Here is a 19,439-nt window from a genome sequence, read left to right on the forward strand (position 1 = left end):
TTGAGATTCCGGACATTAAAACAACTCACAGAAGTATGCGCTGTAGAAGGAATGACGATTGCGGAAGTCATGCTGGCCGATCAAAGTCAAGAATCGGGCAAGACGCCGGACTATGTGTTTGAAAAAATGAGGGCTTACTATCAAATCATGAAAGAAGCCGTGGCCAAAGGACTGACGGAAGATACAACCTCCCGCAGCGGATTGACCGGCAAGGACGCTCAGCGTGTTGCCAGCTATATGACTACGACAGAAGCCTCCCTCGGCGAGGAAGCTTGCAAGGCAATGGCATACGCGTTAGCCGTGTCCGAAGTTAATGCTTCCATGGGACGCATTATTGCTACGCCCACGGCTGGCTCTTGCGGCATTATCCCCGGAGTTTTCATCAGCAGCCAGCAGCGGTTCGGCTGGGATGATGATCACATGGTACGGGGATTGCTGAGTGCGGGCGCGATTGGTTATGTAATCGCGAACAACTCTTTTGTTTCTGGCGCGGAAGGCGGCTGCCAGGCTGAAGTGGGCTCCGCGATCGGCATGGCCGCGGGAGCGCTTGTTGAGCTTCGCGGCGGTACGCCTGAGCAGGCGATGCATGCGGTGGGACTAGCGCTGAAGAACACGCTAGGGCTCATCTGCGACCCGGTCGGCGGACTGGTCGAAATTCCGTGCATCGTCCGCAACGGCTTCGGTGCCGTGAATGCCATGGCAGCGGCCGATATGGCGCTGGCGGGCGTCCGTTCCGTCATCCCCTCCGACGAAGTCGTGCAGGTGATGTACGAGGTGGGCACCGCGATGCCCGAAAAGCATCGCGAGACGGCCAAAGGCGGCCTGGCCCAGACGCCGACAGGGCGGCAAATTATGAAAGAGCTTAATTTGGGCAAAAAGCGATAGAAGTAATGTCCGCAGGGAGTGATTCCTGCGGGCTTTTTTATTATGGGGCCTGTTTGGCTCCATCGAGCAGGCCCCCCGGTCCGTTTAGGTTGTATTTTATACAACCATTTATCCCAAATCTCAAGCCCAGAGACAGCTCCATTGTACTTTATGCAACCATTTGACCCCGAAAGCTGCCACTTCGGCACAAATCAAGCATTTTCATTGCATTTTGTACAATGGGGAGGCTCCATTCCCCCATAAATCATCCATATTGTTGTACAACATACAACATACGGCAGCCCCTATCCGCTCCCAGTTTATTCTCCCGAAAATTTGGCATCCTAACAGCATCACATGCCAAGGAGTTTGATCATGCGCATATTTGCAATGAGCATCGTGTTAGCCTCTGCGCTCACACTTACCGGGTGCTCTCACCCATCAAGGATTAAGCAGTTAAGCACGGGGGACCAGGTGCAACTGACGGCCGAGCGGGAGACGGATAACCGGATGTCGGACTGGAATCTGACCAGCAGCGATGCGGAGCTGTACATCGGCGATTTGGGCGTTGAGCAGTTCTATGCCTCTACCTCGAATCACGTAAAAAGCCTTGCAGCAGAAAATAAGAAGCATGCGCTTCTGCCAAACGGCTTTCCTTTGATCCAGGCTTTTCCCAGTCCGGACATCGTCCCGAAAAAAGGAGGTTACGTCGAGAACGTAATCGAGACAGCCAAAAGCTACCTCGGAACCCCTTATGTATATGGGTCGGATCGGCTAGACCCGCAATCTTTTGACTGCTCGGATTTCACGCGTTGGGTATATTTGACTGCGCTCGGGATGGATTTGCCCTGGGATGCGAAGAATCAGGCTGCTTATGTCGAAGCCCTATCCAAGCGGAAATACACCGATCTCAAGCAGGCAAAACGCGGGGATTTGCTGTTCTTTACGAATTTCATGGGCAATCGGCCTTCCGATTATGCCAATCTCGACCCCTCACAGAAGCCGATCAGCCATATGGGCATTTATTTAGGGGATGGGAAAATCATTCATTCCGCTTCCAAAAAGACAGGCGGCGTGCGGATTGACCATATGTTTTTTAAGCATCTGCAGTATCGTTTTGTTCTAGGGGGCTCAGTCTTAGACTAAACGCAATGCCCCACTAGGCCATGTAGTGGGGCATTTTCATGCGCCATTGTTTCCCTTCCTTTTAATTCGTTATATAGTAAAGAAGTTGAAGTGACGGAAAGGAGCTAATTATAGATGCACTCGTCGATGATTGAACAGGATAATGGGATTTTTCCAGCCGTATGCTCACTGGATTGTCCAGATCAATGCGGATTGCTGCTTCATAAGGAAGCTGGCAAGATCGTTAAAATAGAAGGAGACCCCGACCACCCGGTGACACAAGGGGCAATTTGCAATAAAGTTCGCAATATGACGGCACGTCTTTATGATGATAAAAGGCTGCAGTACCCTATGAAGCGCGTCGGCCCGAAAGGGGAGGGGAGCCGCTTTGAACGCATATCCTGGGAGGAAGCGATCGCAACCATCACAACCCGCTGGAAAAAGCTGATCGCAGAGGAAGACGCCGAGTCCATTCTGCCATACAGCTTTTACGGCAATATGGGGCGGATTGGGACCGAGGGGATGGATCGCCGGTTTTTTAACCGGATGGGTGCAAGCCGTTTGCTGTACTCGATTTGTGAATCAGCAGGAACCGAAGGCTATAAATATACGATGGGCGGCAGCTTTGGAACCGATCCGGAGGATACGGTGCACGCCAAACTCATCATTATGTGGGGAATCAATGCCGTCAGCACAAATATGCATCAGGTCATGTTGGCTGAGAAAGCCCGCAAAAACGGAGCGCAAATTGTCGTCATCGACGCTCACCGAAACCAAACGGGCCGTTGGGCCGATTGGTTTATCCCGATTATGCCGGGAACAGATGCCGCGCTGGCGCTGGGAATCATGCACATTTTGTTTGCTGAAGATAGTGTGGATGAGGCTTTTCTGCAGCAATATACAGTTGGTCATGAGGAACTGAGGGAGCATGTTCGGCAGTATGAACCTTCTGTGGTATCTGCCATAACAGGAGTCCCTGTCGAAGATCTTTACCGCTTAGCGCGACTATACGGTCAAACTTCGCCTTCTTTTATTCGCATCGGCAACGGGATTCAGCATCATGATAACGGCGGAATGTGCGTGAGAACCATTGCTTGCTTACCGGCATTAACGGGACAGTGGATGCAGCGTGGAGGCGGCGCTATTAAAGGAAACGGTGCTTATCTGGAACACAATATTCCCGCTCTGCAGCGACCTGATCTGCGGGTGAAAGAGGCGCGGCAGATTAATATGAACTTGCTTGGCAGCGCGTTGCTGGAGCTAGATCCGCCAATTCGTTCGCTGTATGTGTACAATTCCAATCCGGCGTTAGTTGCCCCCCATGCTAATAAAGTGAGAGAGGGGCTTCGGCGGGACGATTTATTTACGGTTGTGCATGATCTGTTTCTGACTGAGACGGCGAAATACGCCGATATCGTGCTCCCGGCTACCTCATCTTTTGAGAATACGGACTTCTATCGTTCCTATTGGCATCATTACGTACATCTTCAACTCCCTGTCGCTCGGCCATATGGCGAGAGCAAAGCGAACGTCGATGTGTTTCGCCTGCTTGCCGCGGAGATGGGCTATGAGGATGAGGCTTTGCAGGATAGCGATGCGGATCTGGTGCGCCAAGCTTTGGATCACCCCGGAAATCCGGCGTTAGCGAATATTACCTATGATAACCTGCTGGAGAAACATTTCATGAAAGCGGAAGTGAAGCCGCTGTTTCCAGGACAGTTACGGACGCCGAGTGGTAAAATTGAACTTTTCTCCCGTGAGATGGAAGAGAAGGGGTATCCGGCTTTGCCGACGTACATTCCGCTTCCCGATGAAGGGGATTTGCCGTTCCTGTTTATCCCTGCGCCGAATCATAACTTTCTGAACTCGACGTTTGCTCATAATGAGAAGCATGTCCGCATGGAAAAAACGCCGAAGCTGCACATGAATGAAGCGGATGCCGCCTCATTAGGGATAGCGAGTGGCGAAATGGTTCGCGTGTGGAATGCTCGTGGCGAATGCGAGTTAACCGTAGCGGCGGGCTCGGACGTGCTGCCAGGTGTTGTCGTGAGCCAAGGACTCTGGGCGGATTCGTCCGGTAATGGCAGCAAAGCCTTGGTTAATGCGCTTACGCCGGATCGTGTGGCGGATATGGGCGGAGGGGCAACTTTTTTCTCCGGTCGTGTGCGTGTGGAAAAGCTTGAGAAGTGAGCTGAACGTATGGGCACCTTCCCGCATAAAGTAATGCAGGAGGTGATGGCCTATGTCATTACAGCAAAAAGCATATGCTTGGATAGGCAGTCCAGTAGGTGTATCCCTTATGGACGGTACCGGTACTTCAGGAATTCTGTGCAGTGTGCAAGGCGGATCGATTTATCTGATTGAATACTTATACCATACGCAATTTGCCACCAAGCATTATGCCTTCAACCAAATTCGGGATATTTACCCTTTCCCGCAATGCCCGCAGCCGCAATTGCTGTATCAAGCGAAGCCGATGTATTAATGTGGATGTAGAAGCCGACCCTGTGGGGTCGGTTTTTTAATTTTTTCCAATAATATCCCTCCTGCACCTAAATAAATGACAATAAAAGTTGTCAAAAAGGGGGTAATATGATTGAATCGCAGATAATTGTATACGCTTACAAAATGCGAGACTAAACTGAATAAGGAGCATGGCTACATGAAAATTCGCTTTTTACAAAAAAGACTAGCTTTGTTGGTACTGTTCTCCATGGTCTTTTCTCTACTCCTCGTTCCTGCGGCAGGCAGAGCAGCGGATGTTGAGGTAGATGTTGCTGCTCTCCCGACCAGTGCAGATGCTGCTATCGTTACAGACAGCACCAAGCCTGAGGTAGCGGATACGAACTACGACAACAGAACGAATTTGGGGAGTTCGACGCTAGGATTATACAGCCTTTCAACCAGCAGCTCGAAAAAGACAGAAGTCTATTTCAAGTTTGATGTGTCTACCGTATCCGATAGTACATACAAATATTATTTGCAAGTGTCTGCGAAAAAAGGCAGCAGTGACATCGACACAGGCCTACAAGTGTATGGTTTATTAAATAATTCATGGCAAGAATCAACGATAACCTGGAATAATGCTCCTCAGACGGATTTGTCCGCGATGAATCCATTAGGACAATTTATTGTGAATCAGGCTAATTCAGCTAAACCGATTTTATACACCGTAGACGTGACAGATTATGTAAGGCAGCATCTCTCCGACCAGAAAGTTTCTTTCATCATTGCTTCAAATTCAACCAACTCCGTTAATGTGTATTCGAAAGAGAACACTTCAGCCTCCAACCCTGAGCCGCAGCTCTTGGTACGGCGTGTCGTTCAAAGCGACAATACTCCGCCAACGTGGGGGCAAAACGCAGCCTTAAAATCGATTAATTTGGGTATGGATTTTGTTCAATTAACCTGGCCGGCAGCCATCGATGATAGTGCGGTAACGAACTATAAGCTTTATCAGAATGATGTGCTGCTAAGCAATGTGACAGGGAATACATACACCGTTCAAGGGTTAACTCCGAATACAAGCGTTACATATAGCGTTTACGCAGGAGATGCGGTCGGCAATTACTCGCTGACACCTCTTACCTACAACGTAACGACATTGTCCGCGCCAGTTACACCTCTGCAAGTCGTAGAAGTCAATGCAAGCAGCAGCGATGGAAACGTTGAGAGCAACACCCTCGATAACAACTTGTTCAGCCGCTGGTCAGCTTCAGGTGACGGGCAATATGTGATGTTTGATTTGGGGCAACCGAAGAACATTGGCTACGTTGGCATTGCTTTTTATAAAGGTGATCTGCGTACCACGCTCATTGATATTCAAACATCAAACGATGCGCAAACCTGGACGAATGTGTTCACCGGAAACAGCCGTCCGAATACGGTGAATATGCAAGCTTTTGATATCCCGGATACACAGGCTCGCTTCGTTCGCATCATTGGACACGGTAACTCCGATGGCAGTACGTTCACCAGTTTAACGGAAGTTATGATCTATCCACCGTTCCCTTCAGGTGATACACCGGTAGCGATCGTTCCCAATATTACGCCAACAGCGCCGCCAGGGACGGTCCCTTTTACAAAGCCGGGATTAACGAAACCAGATGGGTCTGAACATGCTGTGCACTCGCCTCATCAGGTAACTGGCGTTAAACGCAACGTGCTTGATTATGGCGCAGACCCGGGGGATAATGCCCAAGATGACCGCATTGCCATCCAAAATGCCATAGATGCCGCTACAGCTGGCGACGAGGTGTTCATTCCGAACGGTGTTTATAACTTAATGACATCCCCGGATGGATTTATCAATTTAAAGCTGAAGTCAGGCGTCAACCTGCGGGGTGAAAGTGAGGCGCAAACGATTTTGAAATCAAGCATTGATGATGTTAAAAATAGTTCTGTGCTGAAATCTTCGAGTCAACATGATATTTTGGTTTCCAATCTGACCGTTACTTCCACATGGAATCGTGCCTTTTCATTGGATCATGTGATCAATAATCCGGCTGCCGGAGGGCCTGACAGCATGATTGCTATCGCCAACTACGGTGAAGATCCGTCCTACAATGTGACCGTCGATCATGTCACTGTGGAACGTTTTCGACGTATGGCCGTCCGCATTGAAAACAGTCACGATGTCGTTGTTCGTCATGCGACTTTCCGCAATGCAACGGATTTAGGCGGCGGCGGTGCCGGATATGGCACGTCCATTCAAGGGATGCCGAAGGTCGATAGGCTCGGATTCGATAACGATACGTATTGGAACCTAGTGGAAGATTCCACTTTTGAAGGGCCGTATTTACGCCATGGGTCCCTCATTCAAAACGTAGCGCACAATAACGTACTGCGAAACAACCACTATAAGAATACAAAGTTAGATGCGATTGATCTCCATGGTGAGTTGGAGTATTTGAACGAAGTTTATGGCAATACCGTTGAGGATATTTTTACTGGCGGCGGCGTAGGCCTTGGTAATACAGGCGGGACGGCTCCAAGCAACCATAGTAAAACAGGGCCTCTAAACTACATTCATGACAACGTGATCCGCAATGCGCGTGAAGGAATTGTCGTCACCATGGGCACTCCGGATACACGGATTGAGCATAACATCATTGAAAATACAACGACTGTCAACAATGGTGTAGGGATCAATATTTTAAACGGGCCAGGAACACGCATCGAAAATAACATCATTCGCAACAACACGGCTTCCGGCTACTGGGGGATTTTGCTTGAACACGACAACGGGGATCAAAATGCCGGGGGTGTCGGCGCTGGTGACCCTCAAAATGTACAAATCATAGGGAATACCATCACTGGAAACACGTATGGGATTCAGCTTCAAAAGGGTACCAACATTTCCGTTATCAAAAATATTTTAGATAATCTAGGTACTAATTATTTGAAAGCGAGCGGCGTGACGGCGACTGAAGTTTGGCCTTCTTCTGATAACACGTTGAGCAGTCTGACAACCAATGCTGGTGTGTTAAGTCCTGCCTTTGATGCAGCACAAACGGCATACACATTAAATGTTCCGAACGTAACAAATGAAATCGTCATCACACCAACGGCAGCAAGCACCGATGCCAAGATTACAATCAATGGAATCTCCGTGAACAGCGGGGCAGCATCAACACCGATCCAACTTAACGTAGGTTCAAATGTCATTGAGATTGTAGTTATCGCAGAAAACAACGCAACGAAAACGTATCAGCTGACAGTAACACGCCAGCTTTCCGATAACGCGAATTTAAGCGGCCTAACAACTAGTGCTGGAACACTGAGTCCTGCCTTTGATGCAGCGCATTCGGAATATTCATTAAGTGTTCCGAACGTAACAAATGAAATCGTCATCACGCCAACGGCAGCAAGCACCGATGCCAAGATAAAAATCAACGGAATCTCCGTGGACAGCGGGGCAGCATCAACACCGATCCAACTAAAGGTAGGTTCAAATGCCATTGAAATTGTAGTTATCGCAGAAAACAACGCAACGAAAACGTACCTGCTGACAATAACGCAAGGCGCAAACGACAGGGACGACAAAGGAGCCTCTCCTTACAGCCCAGCTTCAGGAGGCCCGATTTCAACACCTTCCGTTAAGCTAGGCACCAAAGTGTCGGAAGTTAACGGCAAAACGACCGTTACAGCTTCAGTAGATACACAGGCGGTTGAGGCGATCACAAAAGCACAAGGGAACGGACCCGTCACACTTGTGGTAGAGACACCGGACAGCACGGAGCAAGTGCAGGTCAACTTGACGAAATCCGCGTTGGATAAGCTGCTTGAAGTGCCATCGGTGAGGATTGATTCGCCAATAGGAGGCCTCAAGCTCCCTGTAAAGCAGCTGCTTTCAGAACAATTCGCGACGCTTGAGGTTGCTATCACCACCAACGATTCTGCTTCGGCACAAGCCCAAGCTGCCGGACTTCAAGTTGTGACTTCGATGGATTTCGCCATGAAGGCAGTTTCGAGCGATGGCCAATCCGTGGACATCCATGATTTTAATCAGTATGTGCCATATACGCTAAAAGTAGAGAATGGAACGCTTGCTGAGCGTAACTTGGCTGCCGCTAGGGTTGTACAAGATGCCAATGGCAATGTCAGCTATGAACCGGTTCCCTTTACGGTTCAAGCAGGGGAAGTTACCATTTATGGTCGTGCAAACGGCACGTTTATACTGATCGAAAACCAGGTTTCCTTTGGGGATACAGCCACACACTGGGCGAAGGACGAAATTGAGCAAATGGCCAACAAATGGCTTGTCCAAGGCATTTCCAAAGAGGAATTCGGTCCGGATCAACCCGTTACCCGCGCCGAATTAGCAGCAATGATCGTGCGGACACTGGGCATCAAGTCCTCGGGGGATGACGCCCCTTTTAAAGACATGAACGCTAAAGAATGGTACAACAATGCTGTAAACGCCGCTGTGAAAGCTGGCATTATTACTGGCTACGAGGATGGGACGTTCCGTCCGGAACAAACGATTACCCGTCAGGAAATGGCGGTTATGATGAATCGCGCTTTACTGGCAGCGGGGTACAACGAGCAAAAAGCGCAAGGGGAACCGCCATCCTATGAGGATCAAAAGCAAATTCAGCCATGGTCCCAAGAGGCGATCTATCATCTTGGAAAGTTAAAGCTAATGGAAGGCACAAGCTCATCTTCATTTGACCCGGATATGGAAGCGACACGGGCGCAAAGCGCTGTCCTGCTGCTTCGGGTACTGCAAGCATTGACTTTTACAAATTAATGCATAGTTAAATAAGCTATGACTGAAGGCTTCGAATGAGGTGCTTCCGTCATAGTTTTTTTATTTTATGGCAGTTATCCAGAAAAATCCAATGGTTAAAAAAGGGAATATCCTGGTTTTTGCAGAAGTTACAAGGTGTAAGAATTTGAGTGGCCGTAGGTGTAGGAGGAGCTATGTTACTAGAAAAATTATTTCTGAACATCCTGATTGTCCTTGCTCCTGTTTTATTGCAGAGCGTTTTTGGCGAACGTTGGAGTTACGCAAAATCTCCCATTATGATGGGGTTATTGTATGGAATGGCATCCTCGCTTTGTTTGCTTTTTTCTTATGAAGATCTGAATTTATTTTGGGATTTGCGGTACGTTCCTATGGTCATAGCTACTGTATATATGGGGCGGAAAGCAGGCGTTATTAACTATGCAATGATCATTATGACGCGTACCTACCTTGGTGGCGATGCGCTTTTGTTCGGATATATCAGTATGACGATTGCGTTCATGATTCCCTTGCTTGCTTCGTTCAAAGTTAATGCTTTGACGGGGAACTCGCGGATTAAGGCAACTATTGTGGTTGCCCTGGGACCGCTGTTTGTCATGCTCATGATATTAATTTCGTATTCATTGTTTTCCGGCGAACCCCTGGATTATCGAATGATTCCCGCCATTACTGCGTTCGGAATCCTCACGATTTTGGGAACTTGGTTCTCCACTATGCTGCTGGAACTGAATGAAGAACATGCCAAAATGAAAGCGGAAATCCAAAAAGCTGAAAAAATGAAAACCTTAGGTGAACTTGCTGCTTCTATCGCACATGAGGTTCGTAATCCACTAACGGTTGTAAAAGGGTTTCTCCAGCTCATGCGCCCAAGCGAACTAGGCAAAAATCAACAGTATCTGACCATTGCCATGGAGGAGCTGGAGCGGGCCGAGACGATTATCAGTGATTATTTGAATTTCTCCAAACCTAAACTAACGAAGTTGGAATCCTTTTCTTTTTCGGATGTGCTAACGAATATCCTGATCTTGCTAACACCGATGGCGATGAAAAATGGCGTAGAGCTTACTTGTCATGTCGATGAGCATATCTATATTCATTCCGATAGGGGGCAATTGCAGCAAGCGCTGGTGAATGTGATTAAAAATGCGATTGAAGCTACACAGGCGAATGGCGAAGTGAAGGTTCGTTTGACGGGGATGGCAGGTGAAGTGCAGATCAGCATTTGCGATAACGGCAAAGGAATGAGCAAAGACCAGCTATCCCGCATCGGCCATCTGTTTTATTCCACGAAGGATGTCGGGACAGGACTTGGGACAGCTGTTACTATCCGAATCATCGAGACGATGAACGGCAAAATTGTTTATGAGAGTGAAGAAGGCGTAGGTACGACAGTAACAATTACCTTACCTCTGCAGCAAAATTAACGATTATCGATTTTCTCAGGGTACATATCGTGGTTCATCAACCTGTGCTCAGCCATCGCTTCAAACTTCGTGCCGGGCTGACCCCAATTGCAATACGGATCGATCGAAATGCCGCCGCGCGGAGTGAATTTCCCCCAAACCTCGATATATCGGGGCTCCATAAGTTTGATCAAATCATCCATGATAATGTTGACGCAGTCCTCGTGGAAATCGCCGTGGTTGCGGAAACTGAACAGGTACAGCTTGAGGGACTTGCTCTCTACCATTTTGATATTCGGAATATAGGAGATGTAGAGGGTGGCGAAATCCGGCTGTCCAGTGACGGGACACAGGCTCGTGAACTCAGGGAAATTGAATTTTACGAAATAATCCCGGTTCGGATGTTTGTTATCAAATGCTTCCAGCACCGTCGGATCATAGTTGAACACATACTTCGTTCCTTGATTTCCGAGTAGGGTGATTTCTTTTAAATCTTCATTGCTTCTACCTGCAGACATGATGAATCCTCTTTTCATAGTTTTTTTACCACATAAGAATTTAGAATGTTCCGGCAATCATAGATGGAACAAATTCTTATTGGCGATAAAAACAACCTCTGAACGCGGTCGCTCAGCTTCGAATGACTTCGATGGAAGTTTTTATCATAGAGGGAGTTTGCGAACCTCTTCTAGGAGCAAATAGTACCATATATGCCGCCAAAATGCATCTCCGAGAGATTGGGATTTCGTGGAGAAATTGTGCGCACTTTCAGATACCACTGAGGGGACGAGAATGGTAAAATAGATAGATATGCCTTTTATTATGGGATGGAGGTTCGTTAGCTTTGAAAGCCTATCAGGAATTGCTACAAGATATATTGGCAAACGGGACTAAAAAGGAAGACCGAACAGGGACAGGGACGTTGTCCGTATTTGGGAGGCAGATGCGTTTTGACCTCTCGGAGGGATTCCCGCTTGTGACGACGAAAAGAGTGCCTTTTCGGTTAATCGCCAGTGAGATGCTTTGGTTTATTAAAGGAGATACAAATATTCGGTATCTGCTGCAGCATAACAACCATATTTGGAATGAATGGGCTTTTAAAAAGTGGGTTGAAAGCGCAGATTATACAGGACCGGATATGACGAACTTTGGGCTGCGTTCCCAGCAGGATGAAGCATTCAAGGTTCAGTATGACGAGCAAATGGCTAGTTTCGTGGAAAAGGTACTGAATGACGAGTCGTTTGCGAAGCAATACGGCGAGCTCGGCGATGTGTACGGCAAGCAGTGGAGAGACTGGACGACAACACAGGGCGGTACGATTGATCAGCTCAAAGAGGTCATCCATATGATCAAAACGAACCCGGATTCCCGCAGGCTCATCGTCTCCGCTTGGAATCCCGAGGATGTGCCGAGCATGGCGCTGCCGCCGTGTCACACGATGTTCCAGTTCTATGTGGCGGGCGGCAAGCTGAGCTGCCAGTTATATCAGCGCAGCGCCGACACGTTCCTGGGCGTTCCTTTTAACATTGCAGGCTACGCGCTGCTTACGCACCTAATTGCACAGGAGTGCGGACTAGGCGTAGGGGAGTTTGTCCATACCATTGGCGATGCTCATATTTACACGAATCATATCGATCAAATTCATACGCTTCTGAGCCGTGAGCCGAAGGAATTGCCAACGCTGAAGCTGAATCAAAACGTTGCGTCGTTGTTCGATTTCGATGTCAGTGACATCGAGTTGGTTGGATACAATCCGCATCCGACGATTAAAGCGCCAGTAGCGGTATAGACTTGTTACGAAAGGAGGTTTGCACCGGCTATGAGTATTTCATTTATTTTTGCCATGGACCGCAATCGTGCCATAGGTGTGAACAATACATTACCTTGGCATTTGCCAGGTGACCTGAAATTTTTTAAAGCCGTAACGATGGGACACCCGATTCTGATGGGACGCAAGACGTACGAATCCATCGGAAGGCCGCTGCCTGGGAGACGCAATGTAATCCTTACGCAGAATACGGAGTTTCGGGCTGAGGGCTGCGAGGTCATTCACTCCGTCGATGAAGCTGTTCAAGCATTCAAAGATCAAGAGCTTTTCGTTATCGGAGGCGCGGAAATATTTCGCCTGTTCGCGGAGAAGGTTGACCGGATGTACATAACATTCATCGAGCACGAGTTTGAAGCGGACACGTACATGTCGGAGCTGGATTTGTCCGACTGGACCTTGCTCTCAAGCGAACAAGGTGAACGGAACGAGAAAAATCCGTACGAGTACTACTTCCGGATTTATCAAAGAGCATAAAAAAGGCCTTGCGTTCGGCGTCAATTGTGACGGAGAACGCAAGGCCTTTTCTTATGATTAACGGCGTTTTCTTGTGAATGAAACGATCAAGGATAATGCCCCGAGCACAACAGCTACAATGGAAAGGTACAGTGGTGTTTTGGAGCTGGAGCTGCCGCTTTCAGCAGGAGCTTGGCCAGCAACGACGTTCCCGTGGCTGTCCGTAATAGCGCCGGCTTTGGCTTTCACCGTCGTAACGGAGGCAGGCTTGTCTGAGCCGTCTGCGCCGACCCATTCCACGACGCTGCCGTCTTTGTAAGTTTGGTAAGCTTTCCAAACGATTTGGGTAGCTGTGTCCGCTACTTTGCCCTGCATATTGAAATCACCGAACTCCGTGCTCGCGAGTCCGTCTCCGCTTGCTTTCCAAGTAACGCCGGTAATTTTACCAGCGGAATCTTTGGCGACTTCATATGTCCAGCCGGCTTTTGGCTCAAAGCGGGAAACGGCAACGGAGTCCATCGGGAACTTCACTTCCACTTTCACAGTAGGAATATCTTTCTCGGATGGGACACGAACCGTAAACATCTCGTAGCTGCCTTGTGTAGCTTCTTTGGGATAAACCGTTACGTGAGCGCTAGCGACGCCAGCGATTAGCAGCATGGAACCGATCAGCAGGATACTTGCGTTTAACATCAATTTTTTAAACATGGAACATTTTCCCCTTTCGAATCAACTCTTCTCATGTTGTCCATGTTACCTGTTTGGTAAGCATCTGAGTATGACTCTAGTGGGCTATTTTTTCGACTAGTTTTGTCCTTTTCGTGTCAAGCCGTGTTTGATGGCGAATCCGGTTAGCTGCACCCGGTTCTCAAGCCCGAGCTTAACCAATATATTTTTCATATGATTTTTGACGGTATGCTCCGAAATGAGCAGTTTCTCGGCAATCTGCCGATTGTTGTCTCCCTGGGCGACATAGGCGGTGATTTCCTGCTCCCGAGAGGTTAGCATGCTCGGTGTTGGACCTTCCGCCGAATTCCCTACCGGTGCACGAAACCGTTGAAAAAGCTTGTCCGCCATCCCCCGGGCGGCATCGGAATTGTCGTCCAGTAAGGCGCGAAGATAGGTAAGCCATTCATCTGGATCCATATTTTTGAGCAAATAGCCCTGGGCACCGAACTGCAGGGCCGTGAAGAGGTCGGCCACATCGTCGGAAACCGTCAGCATGACGATTCGGATCGTCCCATATGCTTGTTTGATGCGCCGTGTAGCTTCAAGTCCATCCATAGGAGACATGTGAATATCCATCAATACCACATCGGGCGCGACCTCACCACACTGCACAATCGCAGCTTCACCGCTGCTGGCTTCACCCACAATTTCAAAGTCGGCATCAGGCTCCAGCATGCTGCGGATCGCTTTTCGCGCCAAAGGATGATCATCTACAATAAGTACACGGAAGGGTTGCGTGGATGTCAAAATCAGTTCCTCCTATCTGCGGCTTGCACAGTGAGTTCGGTCCCGGCCGTGTCTCCGCTTCCTGTTGCTGCTTGTGCTTCGCCTGTACCTCTTGCCTTAAGTTCGAAAGTGGCTCCTAAATCAGATGCTCGTTTCTGCATCAGCTCAATGCCATATTTCTTGCCTGCTGCTTCAGCATGCTGAAGTCCACGGCCATTATCCGTAATATGCAGCTTCCAGGCATCTGGCTGAGCTTCCAACAAGATTGTCGCTTCCGTTGCCATGGAGTGCTTGCGAATGTTCGTGAAGGCCTCCTGGATGATGCCGAAAAGCTGTACCTCCTCTGTGGGAGTGAAGCTGTTTTCATCAATCTCCAGCTCCTCCTGCAGTTCAATGCCTGTCACCATCCGCCAATCGTGCAGAAATTTATGGATACGCTGCTCAAGGCCAGTCCCTTCTTCAGGCGGCGTGCGAAGATTAAAAATCGCCTGTCGGAGCGAGTTGTCGATTTCCGATACGGCGGCTTTGGCTTCCTCCAAATCACCTTGCTTTAATTTGACGTTGAGGAAAAAAAGCGTCTGAGCCAAGTCGTCATGCAGCTCTCTGGCGAGACGTTCCCGCTCTTCGTAGACGGCTCTGCGGGCTTCGCCCATAGTAAGCTGCTCATTGCTGCGTTCAATGCTTTGAAACATCCACGAGGCAAAGAGGTACGAGAGCAGCAGCGTAATAACGGTAATGGAGAAGTTGCCGGCTTCCATCGTTAAGTAATTTAATAGGAATTCATGGCGTATATATTCAAAGCCGCCGATGATGACCACAGGTACGAAAATGGTAAAAAGTTTAAAAAGACGAAGAGACATCAGTTCATTTCCACTCCTTACATAGCTCATTATTTGGAACGGATACTATTATATCAAATAAATGTTAGAGATCTTCACAATAAATTAGGCAAAATGCTTCTCAAGTCGCGCACACGTGTGCTACATTGTAAATAAATCGTAGCACGAGTGGGAAGGGTGTGTGTATACTACATGTGGAAATCACTGCTGGAGCAGCGGAAAAGCTGGGGCGGATACATAGGCTTTATCTTGCTTCTCCATGTACTAGGCCTTATTGGACTTTATTCGGTGGCCAAATCGTCTCCTGCTTTTTGGGGGATCGGACTGCTTGCCTATACGCTGGGCATGCGGCATGCCTTTGACGTCGATCATATCGCGGCCATTGACAATACCGTGCGTAAGCTTGTTCAACAGAAACGCAACCCGTTAGGCGTCGGTTTTTATTTCTCGTTAGGCCATTCTTCTGTCGTCTTCCTCATGTCGATTGTGACCGCTTTTTCGGTGACATGGGCGGAGCGTGAGCTTCCTTGGATGCAGCGTTTCGGAGGCGTCATCGGCGCTTCGGTATCCGGGCTTTTCCTGGTTATCATTGGTATTATTAACTTGATTATTCTAATAAGCTTATATAAGCTATTCGTCAAATTCCGCGGCGGCAAGCAGGATGACAATGAGTTTGAAGAGCTGTTGGAATCCCGTGGATTTATTGCCCGCATGATCAAACCGTTGTTCTCCTTCATCAGCAAAAGCTGGCATGTGTATCCGCTAGGTTTTCTCTTTGGTCTAGGCTTCGATACGGCTAGTGAAATTGCGCTGTTAGCCATTTCTGCCCATGCAGCCAAAGATGCCATTCCGTTCATCGGCGTCATTTCGCTCCCGCTGCTATTTGCAGCAGGCATGAGTTTATTTGACACAGCTGACGGGATGTTCATGACGAAAGCCTACAAGTGGGCTTTCCATACGCCCGTGCGCAAGCTTTATTACAATTTGACTGTAACCGCTCTGGCCGTCATTGCCGCTTTGATTATCGGTGTCATTGAGTTGGGGCAGGTGCTCTCGGAAGAGTTCGGCATGGAAGGCACCTTCTGGACTTGGCTGCAGGATATTGATTTCGGCACCTTGGGATTTATCCTCGTCGCCCTGTTCGTCATTGCGTGGATCGTCTCCATTGCGGTATGGAAAGGGATGAAAATCGAGGAGCGCTGGCGTGCTAAAGTATAGTTCGAAAGTTTGAGAGATAAGCCATTATGACTAGCCTCGGATCAAATTCCGGGGCTCTTTTGTTGTCATGGTGAACAATGGAATATGAATATTTTCTAAAGGTTATCATAGAAAGAAGGATTTTGACGAAATTCGTTGAATTAGTTTGGTCTGATCTTTGATACCATTTAAAGAAAGTAGGACTTATATGATTGAGTTTAAACATATTTCCAAGGTGTATCCTAACGGAACTGTGGGTCTGAACGACATTAATTTGACGATTAACCCGGGAGAGTTTATTGTCATCGTTGGCCTCTCAGGCGCAGGGAAATCTACTTTATTGCGTTCAATCAATCGCTTGCATGAGACGACAGACGGAGAAATTCTGATAGATGGCAAATCGATCACAAAAGCAAATGGTTCGGAATTACGCCGGATGCGCAGAGATATCGGGATGATCTTCCAAACCTTCAATCTCGTTAAGCGTTCTACAGTTCTTCGCAACGTATTATCTGGTCGCGTAGGCTACCACTCCACATTGCGCACCGTCCTTGGTTTGTTCCCTAAACATGATATCGAGCTTTCCCTGAAAGCACTGGAAAGAGTGAATATTCGGGAGAAGGCTTATTCACGCGCAGATGAATTGTCCGGTGGTCAGCAGCAGCGTGTTTCCATTGCGAGGGCGCTTGCCCAAGAAGCCAAAATCATTTTGGCGGATGAGCCTGTTGCCTCCTTGGATCCTTTAACAACGAGGCAGGTTATGGATGACCTGAAACGCATTAACACGGAACTAGGTATCACAACGGTTGTTAACTTGCACTTTATTGATCTTGCACGTGAATACGCAACGCGGATTATCGGGCTTCGTGCAGGGAAAGTCGTATATGACGGACCTGTTGCAGAAGCGACAGATGAGGTATTCTCCGAAATTTATGGCCGTGCCATTAAGAAAGATGAGCTGTTGGGGGTGCAGGAGGGATGAGTGTGACGTCTGTCAAAAGACCTCCTCGAACGAAGATATATCTCACAGCCATCATCATGATTTTGTTCCTGATCGGAAGCATCTATCAGACGGACGCGACACTCTCGAAGCTGGTTACCGGAACACCGGAAATCCTCAAATTTATTGGAGAAATGTTTCCGCCGGATTGGGCGTTTTTCGCTGATATTTGGAAGCCGATGGCACAAACCATCCAAATGTCCATTATCGGTACAACCATAGGAGCTCTTTTTGCTTATCCCATGGCGCTTCTTGCAGCACGTAACGTAACAACGGCGCCGTGGCTTTTTTATCCGGCCAGGCTGATCATGAACCTGCTTCGCACGATTCCGGATCTGCTGTACGCTGCCTTGTTTGCGGTGTTGGTAGGTTTTGGCCCGACAGCAGGTACGCTCGCGCTCATTTTCTTCACATTCGGTATTTTGTCTAAGCTTTCCTATGAATCGACGGAAGCGATTGATCCAGGCCCTCTGGAAGCGATGACAGCCGTTGGCGCCAATAAACTGAAGCTGATTCGTTTCGGTGTTCTTCCACAGGTCGCACCTACGTATCTCGCTCATTTCCTGTATACATTTGAAGTCAGTATCCGTGCCTCCGCTATCCTGGGTTTGGTTGGAGCCGGCGGTATCGGTTTGCTGCTCAAAAACACGCTGGATCTGTTCCGTTATGATCAGTCCTGTGCGATTGTCATTTACACGTTGATTGTTGTAGTCATTATTGACCTGGTAAGCACCCGGTTCCGTTCCTACCTGTTGAAGGGCAGCGCGAAGCCAATGTCACAATCACGTGCGCTTACTTACAAAGTCGTAGGATGGGTCGCTGTTATTGCTTTGTTCATCTGGTCGTTGACAGGTCTGGAGTTAACAGGATTTCAACCAACGACATGGATTCTGACGAAAGCAATGATTACCGGCTTGTTTCATCCGGATTGGGCGTATGTCTATATTCCGGAAGGCGAGGATTTACTTCGTTCTTTGCTTGAAACGTTATCGATTTCCTATTTGGGGAACTTCGTTTCGGCGATTGTCTGTTTGCCGTTTGCCTTCTGGGCTGCAGCGAATATGAGCCGATACCGCGCCGTCTCGGGAACCGGCAAATTGTTCTTGAGTATCGTTCGTACGATTCCTGAAATTATCATGGCTTTGATCTTTATCAAAGCTGTAGGACCTAATGCGTATGCCGGGGTAATGGCCTTAGGATTGCACTCCGTAGGGATGCTAGGGAAGCTCTATGCCGAAGCCATTGAAAATATGGATATGGGGCCAACAGAGGCAATGAATGCCGTTGGCGCTAACATTTGGCAGCGGATGGCCTTTGCCGTCATTCCTCAAGTCATCCCTGATTTCATCTCGTATACGTTATATCGTTTCGAGATCAACGTTCGTTCAGCAACCCTGCTTGGCGTCATTGGTGCCGGAGGGATCGGTACGCCGCTTATTTTCGCGCTGAATGCGAGACAGTGGCCGCGTGTAGGGATCATCCTGATCGGGATTATCATTACCGTCTCTGTCATTGATTACATTTCAGGATCGCTTCGTAAACGCATCGTATAAAGCAACAGACGCCGCTAGCTGCGGCGTCTGTTTTGTTATGCACGTTGTATTATGTATGTCTATTACACTTGATTTGAAAGTCTCTCGCGGGTAACTAAACGAAGGGAACCGCGGCTAAATTTTGATAATCCGGTTGAGCTGTTTGTCGGTTCCAGGACTTCAATCTGTTCGATTAGCTCCAGGGGAATCATGATGTTTCTTATTTTCAACAGTTGGAAGGCTGAATAATAATGCGTAATAACTCCTCTAATTTCGTCGTTGCCGCACCGGATGGAGACTTCATTTTTACTGCTAATAAGCTTTTCGAACATTCCATTTTCACCCCACTATGATATATGACAAGTTCAGGTAAACGTTTGTCATGCAAAAGTAAAAAAAAATTTACCGGACGTGCCACATCCATAGTATGCAAGCGTGGAAATGCGTAGAATTGAAAAAAAAAGGCTCTCCCTCCGTCAATGGATGACTTTGGG

General features: G+C 48.3%; 16 protein-coding genes. 11 read left to right on the forward strand and 5 right to left on the reverse strand.

What is annotated here, in order from left to right:
• The 6 genes from sdaAA to RQP52_RS18845 all read left to right on the forward strand — a co-directional run bounded on the left by sdaAA (position 1) and on the right by RQP52_RS18845 (position 10,662).
• The gene (sdaAA, locus tag RQP52_RS18820) at positions 1 to 885 is read left to right on the forward strand and encodes an L-serine ammonia-lyase, iron-sulfur-dependent, subunit alpha (RefSeq protein ID WP_315953289.1); all 885 of its coding nucleotides are present in this window, start codon (positions 1 to 3) and stop codon (positions 883 to 885) included.
• A 354-nt stretch (positions 886 to 1,239) separates the two neighbouring features.
• On the forward strand, positions 1,240 to 2,010 hold the full coding sequence (locus RQP52_RS18825; protein ID WP_315953290.1) for a C40 family peptidase: 771 nt from the start codon (positions 1,240 to 1,242) through the stop codon (positions 2,008 to 2,010).
• Between the two features lie 114 nt (positions 2,011 to 2,124).
• Positions 2,125 to 4,179 carry a molybdopterin-containing oxidoreductase family protein gene (locus RQP52_RS18830; protein ID WP_315953291.1) on the forward strand — a complete coding sequence of 685 codons (2,055 nt, stop codon included), beginning with the start codon at positions 2,125 to 2,127 and terminating at the stop codon, positions 4,177 to 4,179.
• A gap of 52 nt (positions 4,180 to 4,231) precedes the next feature.
• Positions 4,232 to 4,474: a hypothetical protein gene (locus tag RQP52_RS18835; protein WP_315953292.1), complete on the forward strand. Its 243-nt coding sequence runs from the start codon at positions 4,232 to 4,234 to the stop codon at positions 4,472 to 4,474.
• A 177-nt stretch (positions 4,475 to 4,651) separates the two neighbouring features.
• The gene (locus RQP52_RS18840) at positions 4,652 to 9,241 is read left to right on the forward strand and encodes a cadherin-like beta sandwich domain-containing protein (RefSeq protein ID WP_315953293.1); all 4,590 of its coding nucleotides are present in this window, start codon (positions 4,652 to 4,654) and stop codon (positions 9,239 to 9,241) included.
• 173 nt (positions 9,242 to 9,414) lie between these two features.
• Positions 9,415 to 10,662 carry a HAMP domain-containing sensor histidine kinase gene (locus tag RQP52_RS18845; RefSeq protein ID WP_315953294.1) on the forward strand — a complete coding sequence of 416 codons (1,248 nt, stop codon included), beginning with the start codon at positions 9,415 to 9,417 and terminating at the stop codon, positions 10,660 to 10,662.
• On the opposite strand, the gene queF is transcribed toward RQP52_RS18845, so the two are convergent.
• Entirely contained in the window at positions 10,659 to 11,159 is a 501-nt protein-coding gene (gene queF, locus RQP52_RS18850; RefSeq protein WP_157319586.1) for a preQ(1) synthase, read from the reverse strand. The genes RQP52_RS18845 and queF overlap by 4 nt on opposite strands.
• A gap of 326 nt (positions 11,160 to 11,485) precedes the next feature.
• Here queF and RQP52_RS18855 point away from each other — a divergent pair, with 326 nt between their 5' ends.
• Positions 11,486 to 12,430: a thymidylate synthase gene (locus tag RQP52_RS18855; RefSeq protein ID WP_315953295.1), complete on the forward strand. Its 945-nt coding sequence runs from the start codon at positions 11,486 to 11,488 to the stop codon at positions 12,428 to 12,430.
• Positions 12,431 to 12,460: 30 nt separating this feature from the next.
• Positions 12,461 to 12,943 (forward strand): dihydrofolate reductase, encoded by a 483-nt coding sequence (locus tag RQP52_RS18860; RefSeq protein ID WP_315953296.1) that lies wholly within the window; start codon positions 12,461 to 12,463, stop codon positions 12,941 to 12,943.
• A 57-nt stretch (positions 12,944 to 13,000) separates the two neighbouring features.
• Here RQP52_RS18860 and RQP52_RS18865 read toward each other — a convergent pair whose 3' ends face one another.
• The 3 genes from RQP52_RS18865 to RQP52_RS18875 all read right to left on the reverse strand — a co-directional run bounded on the left by RQP52_RS18865 (position 13,001) and on the right by RQP52_RS18875 (position 15,237).
• A complete protein-coding gene (locus tag RQP52_RS18865; RefSeq protein ID WP_315953297.1) occupies positions 13,001 to 13,630 on the reverse strand; it encodes a YcnI family copper-binding membrane protein in 630 nt (209 codons plus the stop codon).
• A 96-nt stretch (positions 13,631 to 13,726) separates the two neighbouring features.
• Positions 13,727 to 14,398 carry a response regulator transcription factor gene (locus RQP52_RS18870; protein WP_315953298.1) on the reverse strand — a complete coding sequence of 224 codons (672 nt, stop codon included), beginning with the start codon at positions 14,396 to 14,398 and terminating at the stop codon, positions 13,727 to 13,729.
• A 2-nt stretch (positions 14,399 to 14,400) separates the two neighbouring features.
• Positions 14,401 to 15,237: a sensor histidine kinase gene (locus RQP52_RS18875; protein ID WP_315953299.1), complete on the reverse strand. Its 837-nt coding sequence runs from the start codon at positions 15,235 to 15,237 to the stop codon at positions 14,401 to 14,403.
• 171 nt (positions 15,238 to 15,408) lie between these two features.
• On the opposite strand from RQP52_RS18875, the gene RQP52_RS18880 reads away from it, so the two are divergent.
• The 3 genes from RQP52_RS18880 (at position 15,409) to phnE (ending at position 18,966) form a co-directional block, all read left to right on the forward strand.
• Entirely contained in the window at positions 15,409 to 16,434 is a 1,026-nt protein-coding gene (locus tag RQP52_RS18880) for a HoxN/HupN/NixA family nickel/cobalt transporter (protein ID WP_315953300.1), read from the forward strand.
• 187 nt (positions 16,435 to 16,621) lie between these two features.
• Positions 16,622 to 17,395, forward strand: a complete 774-nt coding sequence (phnC, locus tag RQP52_RS18885; RefSeq protein ID WP_315953301.1) for a phosphonate ABC transporter ATP-binding protein — start codon at positions 16,622 to 16,624, stop codon at positions 17,393 to 17,395.
• A complete protein-coding gene (gene phnE, locus RQP52_RS18890; RefSeq protein WP_315953302.1) occupies positions 17,392 to 18,966 on the forward strand; it encodes a phosphonate ABC transporter, permease protein PhnE in 1,575 nt (524 codons plus the stop codon). Before phnC ends, phnE begins: the two co-directional genes overlap by 4 nt.
• Before the next feature lie 62 nt (positions 18,967 to 19,028).
• Here phnE and RQP52_RS18895 read toward each other — a convergent pair whose 3' ends face one another.
• Positions 19,029 to 19,277, reverse strand: a complete 249-nt coding sequence (locus RQP52_RS18895) for a hypothetical protein (RefSeq protein ID WP_315953303.1) — start codon at positions 19,275 to 19,277, stop codon at positions 19,029 to 19,031.
• Positions 19,278 to 19,439: the final 162 nt, after the last annotated feature.

It is taken from the genome of Paenibacillus violae (genome assembly GCF_032461945.1).
In the GTDB taxonomy this organism is placed as follows: domain Bacteria; phylum Bacillota; class Bacilli; order Paenibacillales; family NBRC-103111; genus Paenibacillus_E; species Paenibacillus_E violae.

Bases quoted from the DNA above. Each gene is read 5' to 3' on its own strand.
- RQP52_RS18825 (WP_315953290.1), top strand. From the start codon at position 1,240: ATGCGCATATTTGCAATGAGCATCGTGTTAGCCTCTGCGCTCACACTT.
- RQP52_RS18830 (WP_315953291.1), top strand. From the start codon at position 2,125: ATGCACTCGTCGATGATTGAACAGGATAATGGGATTTTTCCAGCCGTA.
- RQP52_RS18835 (WP_315953292.1), top strand. From the start codon at position 4,232: ATGTCATTACAGCAAAAAGCATATGCTTGGATAGGCAGTCCAGTAGGT.
- RQP52_RS18840 (WP_315953293.1), top strand. From the start codon at position 4,652: ATGAAAATTCGCTTTTTACAAAAAAGACTAGCTTTGTTGGTACTGTTC.
- RQP52_RS18845 (WP_315953294.1), top strand. From the start codon at position 9,415: ATGTTACTAGAAAAATTATTTCTGAACATCCTGATTGTCCTTGCTCCT.
- queF (WP_157319586.1), bottom strand. From the start codon at position 11,159: ATGTCTGCAGGTAGAAGCAATGAAGATTTAAAAGAAATCACCCTACTC.
- RQP52_RS18860 (WP_315953296.1), top strand. From the start codon at position 12,461: ATGAGTATTTCATTTATTTTTGCCATGGACCGCAATCGTGCCATAGGT.
- RQP52_RS18865 (WP_315953297.1), bottom strand. From the start codon at position 13,630: ATGTTTAAAAAATTGATGTTAAACGCAAGTATCCTGCTGATCGGTTCC.
- RQP52_RS18875 (WP_315953299.1), bottom strand. From the start codon at position 15,237: ATGTCTCTTCGTCTTTTTAAACTTTTTACCATTTTCGTACCTGTGGTC.
- RQP52_RS18880 (WP_315953300.1), top strand. From the start codon at position 15,409: ATGTGGAAATCACTGCTGGAGCAGCGGAAAAGCTGGGGCGGATACATA.
- phnC (WP_315953301.1), top strand. From the start codon at position 16,622: ATGATTGAGTTTAAACATATTTCCAAGGTGTATCCTAACGGAACTGTG.
- phnE (WP_315953302.1), top strand. From the start codon at position 17,392: ATGAGTGTGACGTCTGTCAAAAGACCTCCTCGAACGAAGATATATCTC.
- RQP52_RS18895 (WP_315953303.1), bottom strand. From the start codon at position 19,277: ATGTTCGAAAAGCTTATTAGCAGTAAAAATGAAGTCTCCATCCGGTGC.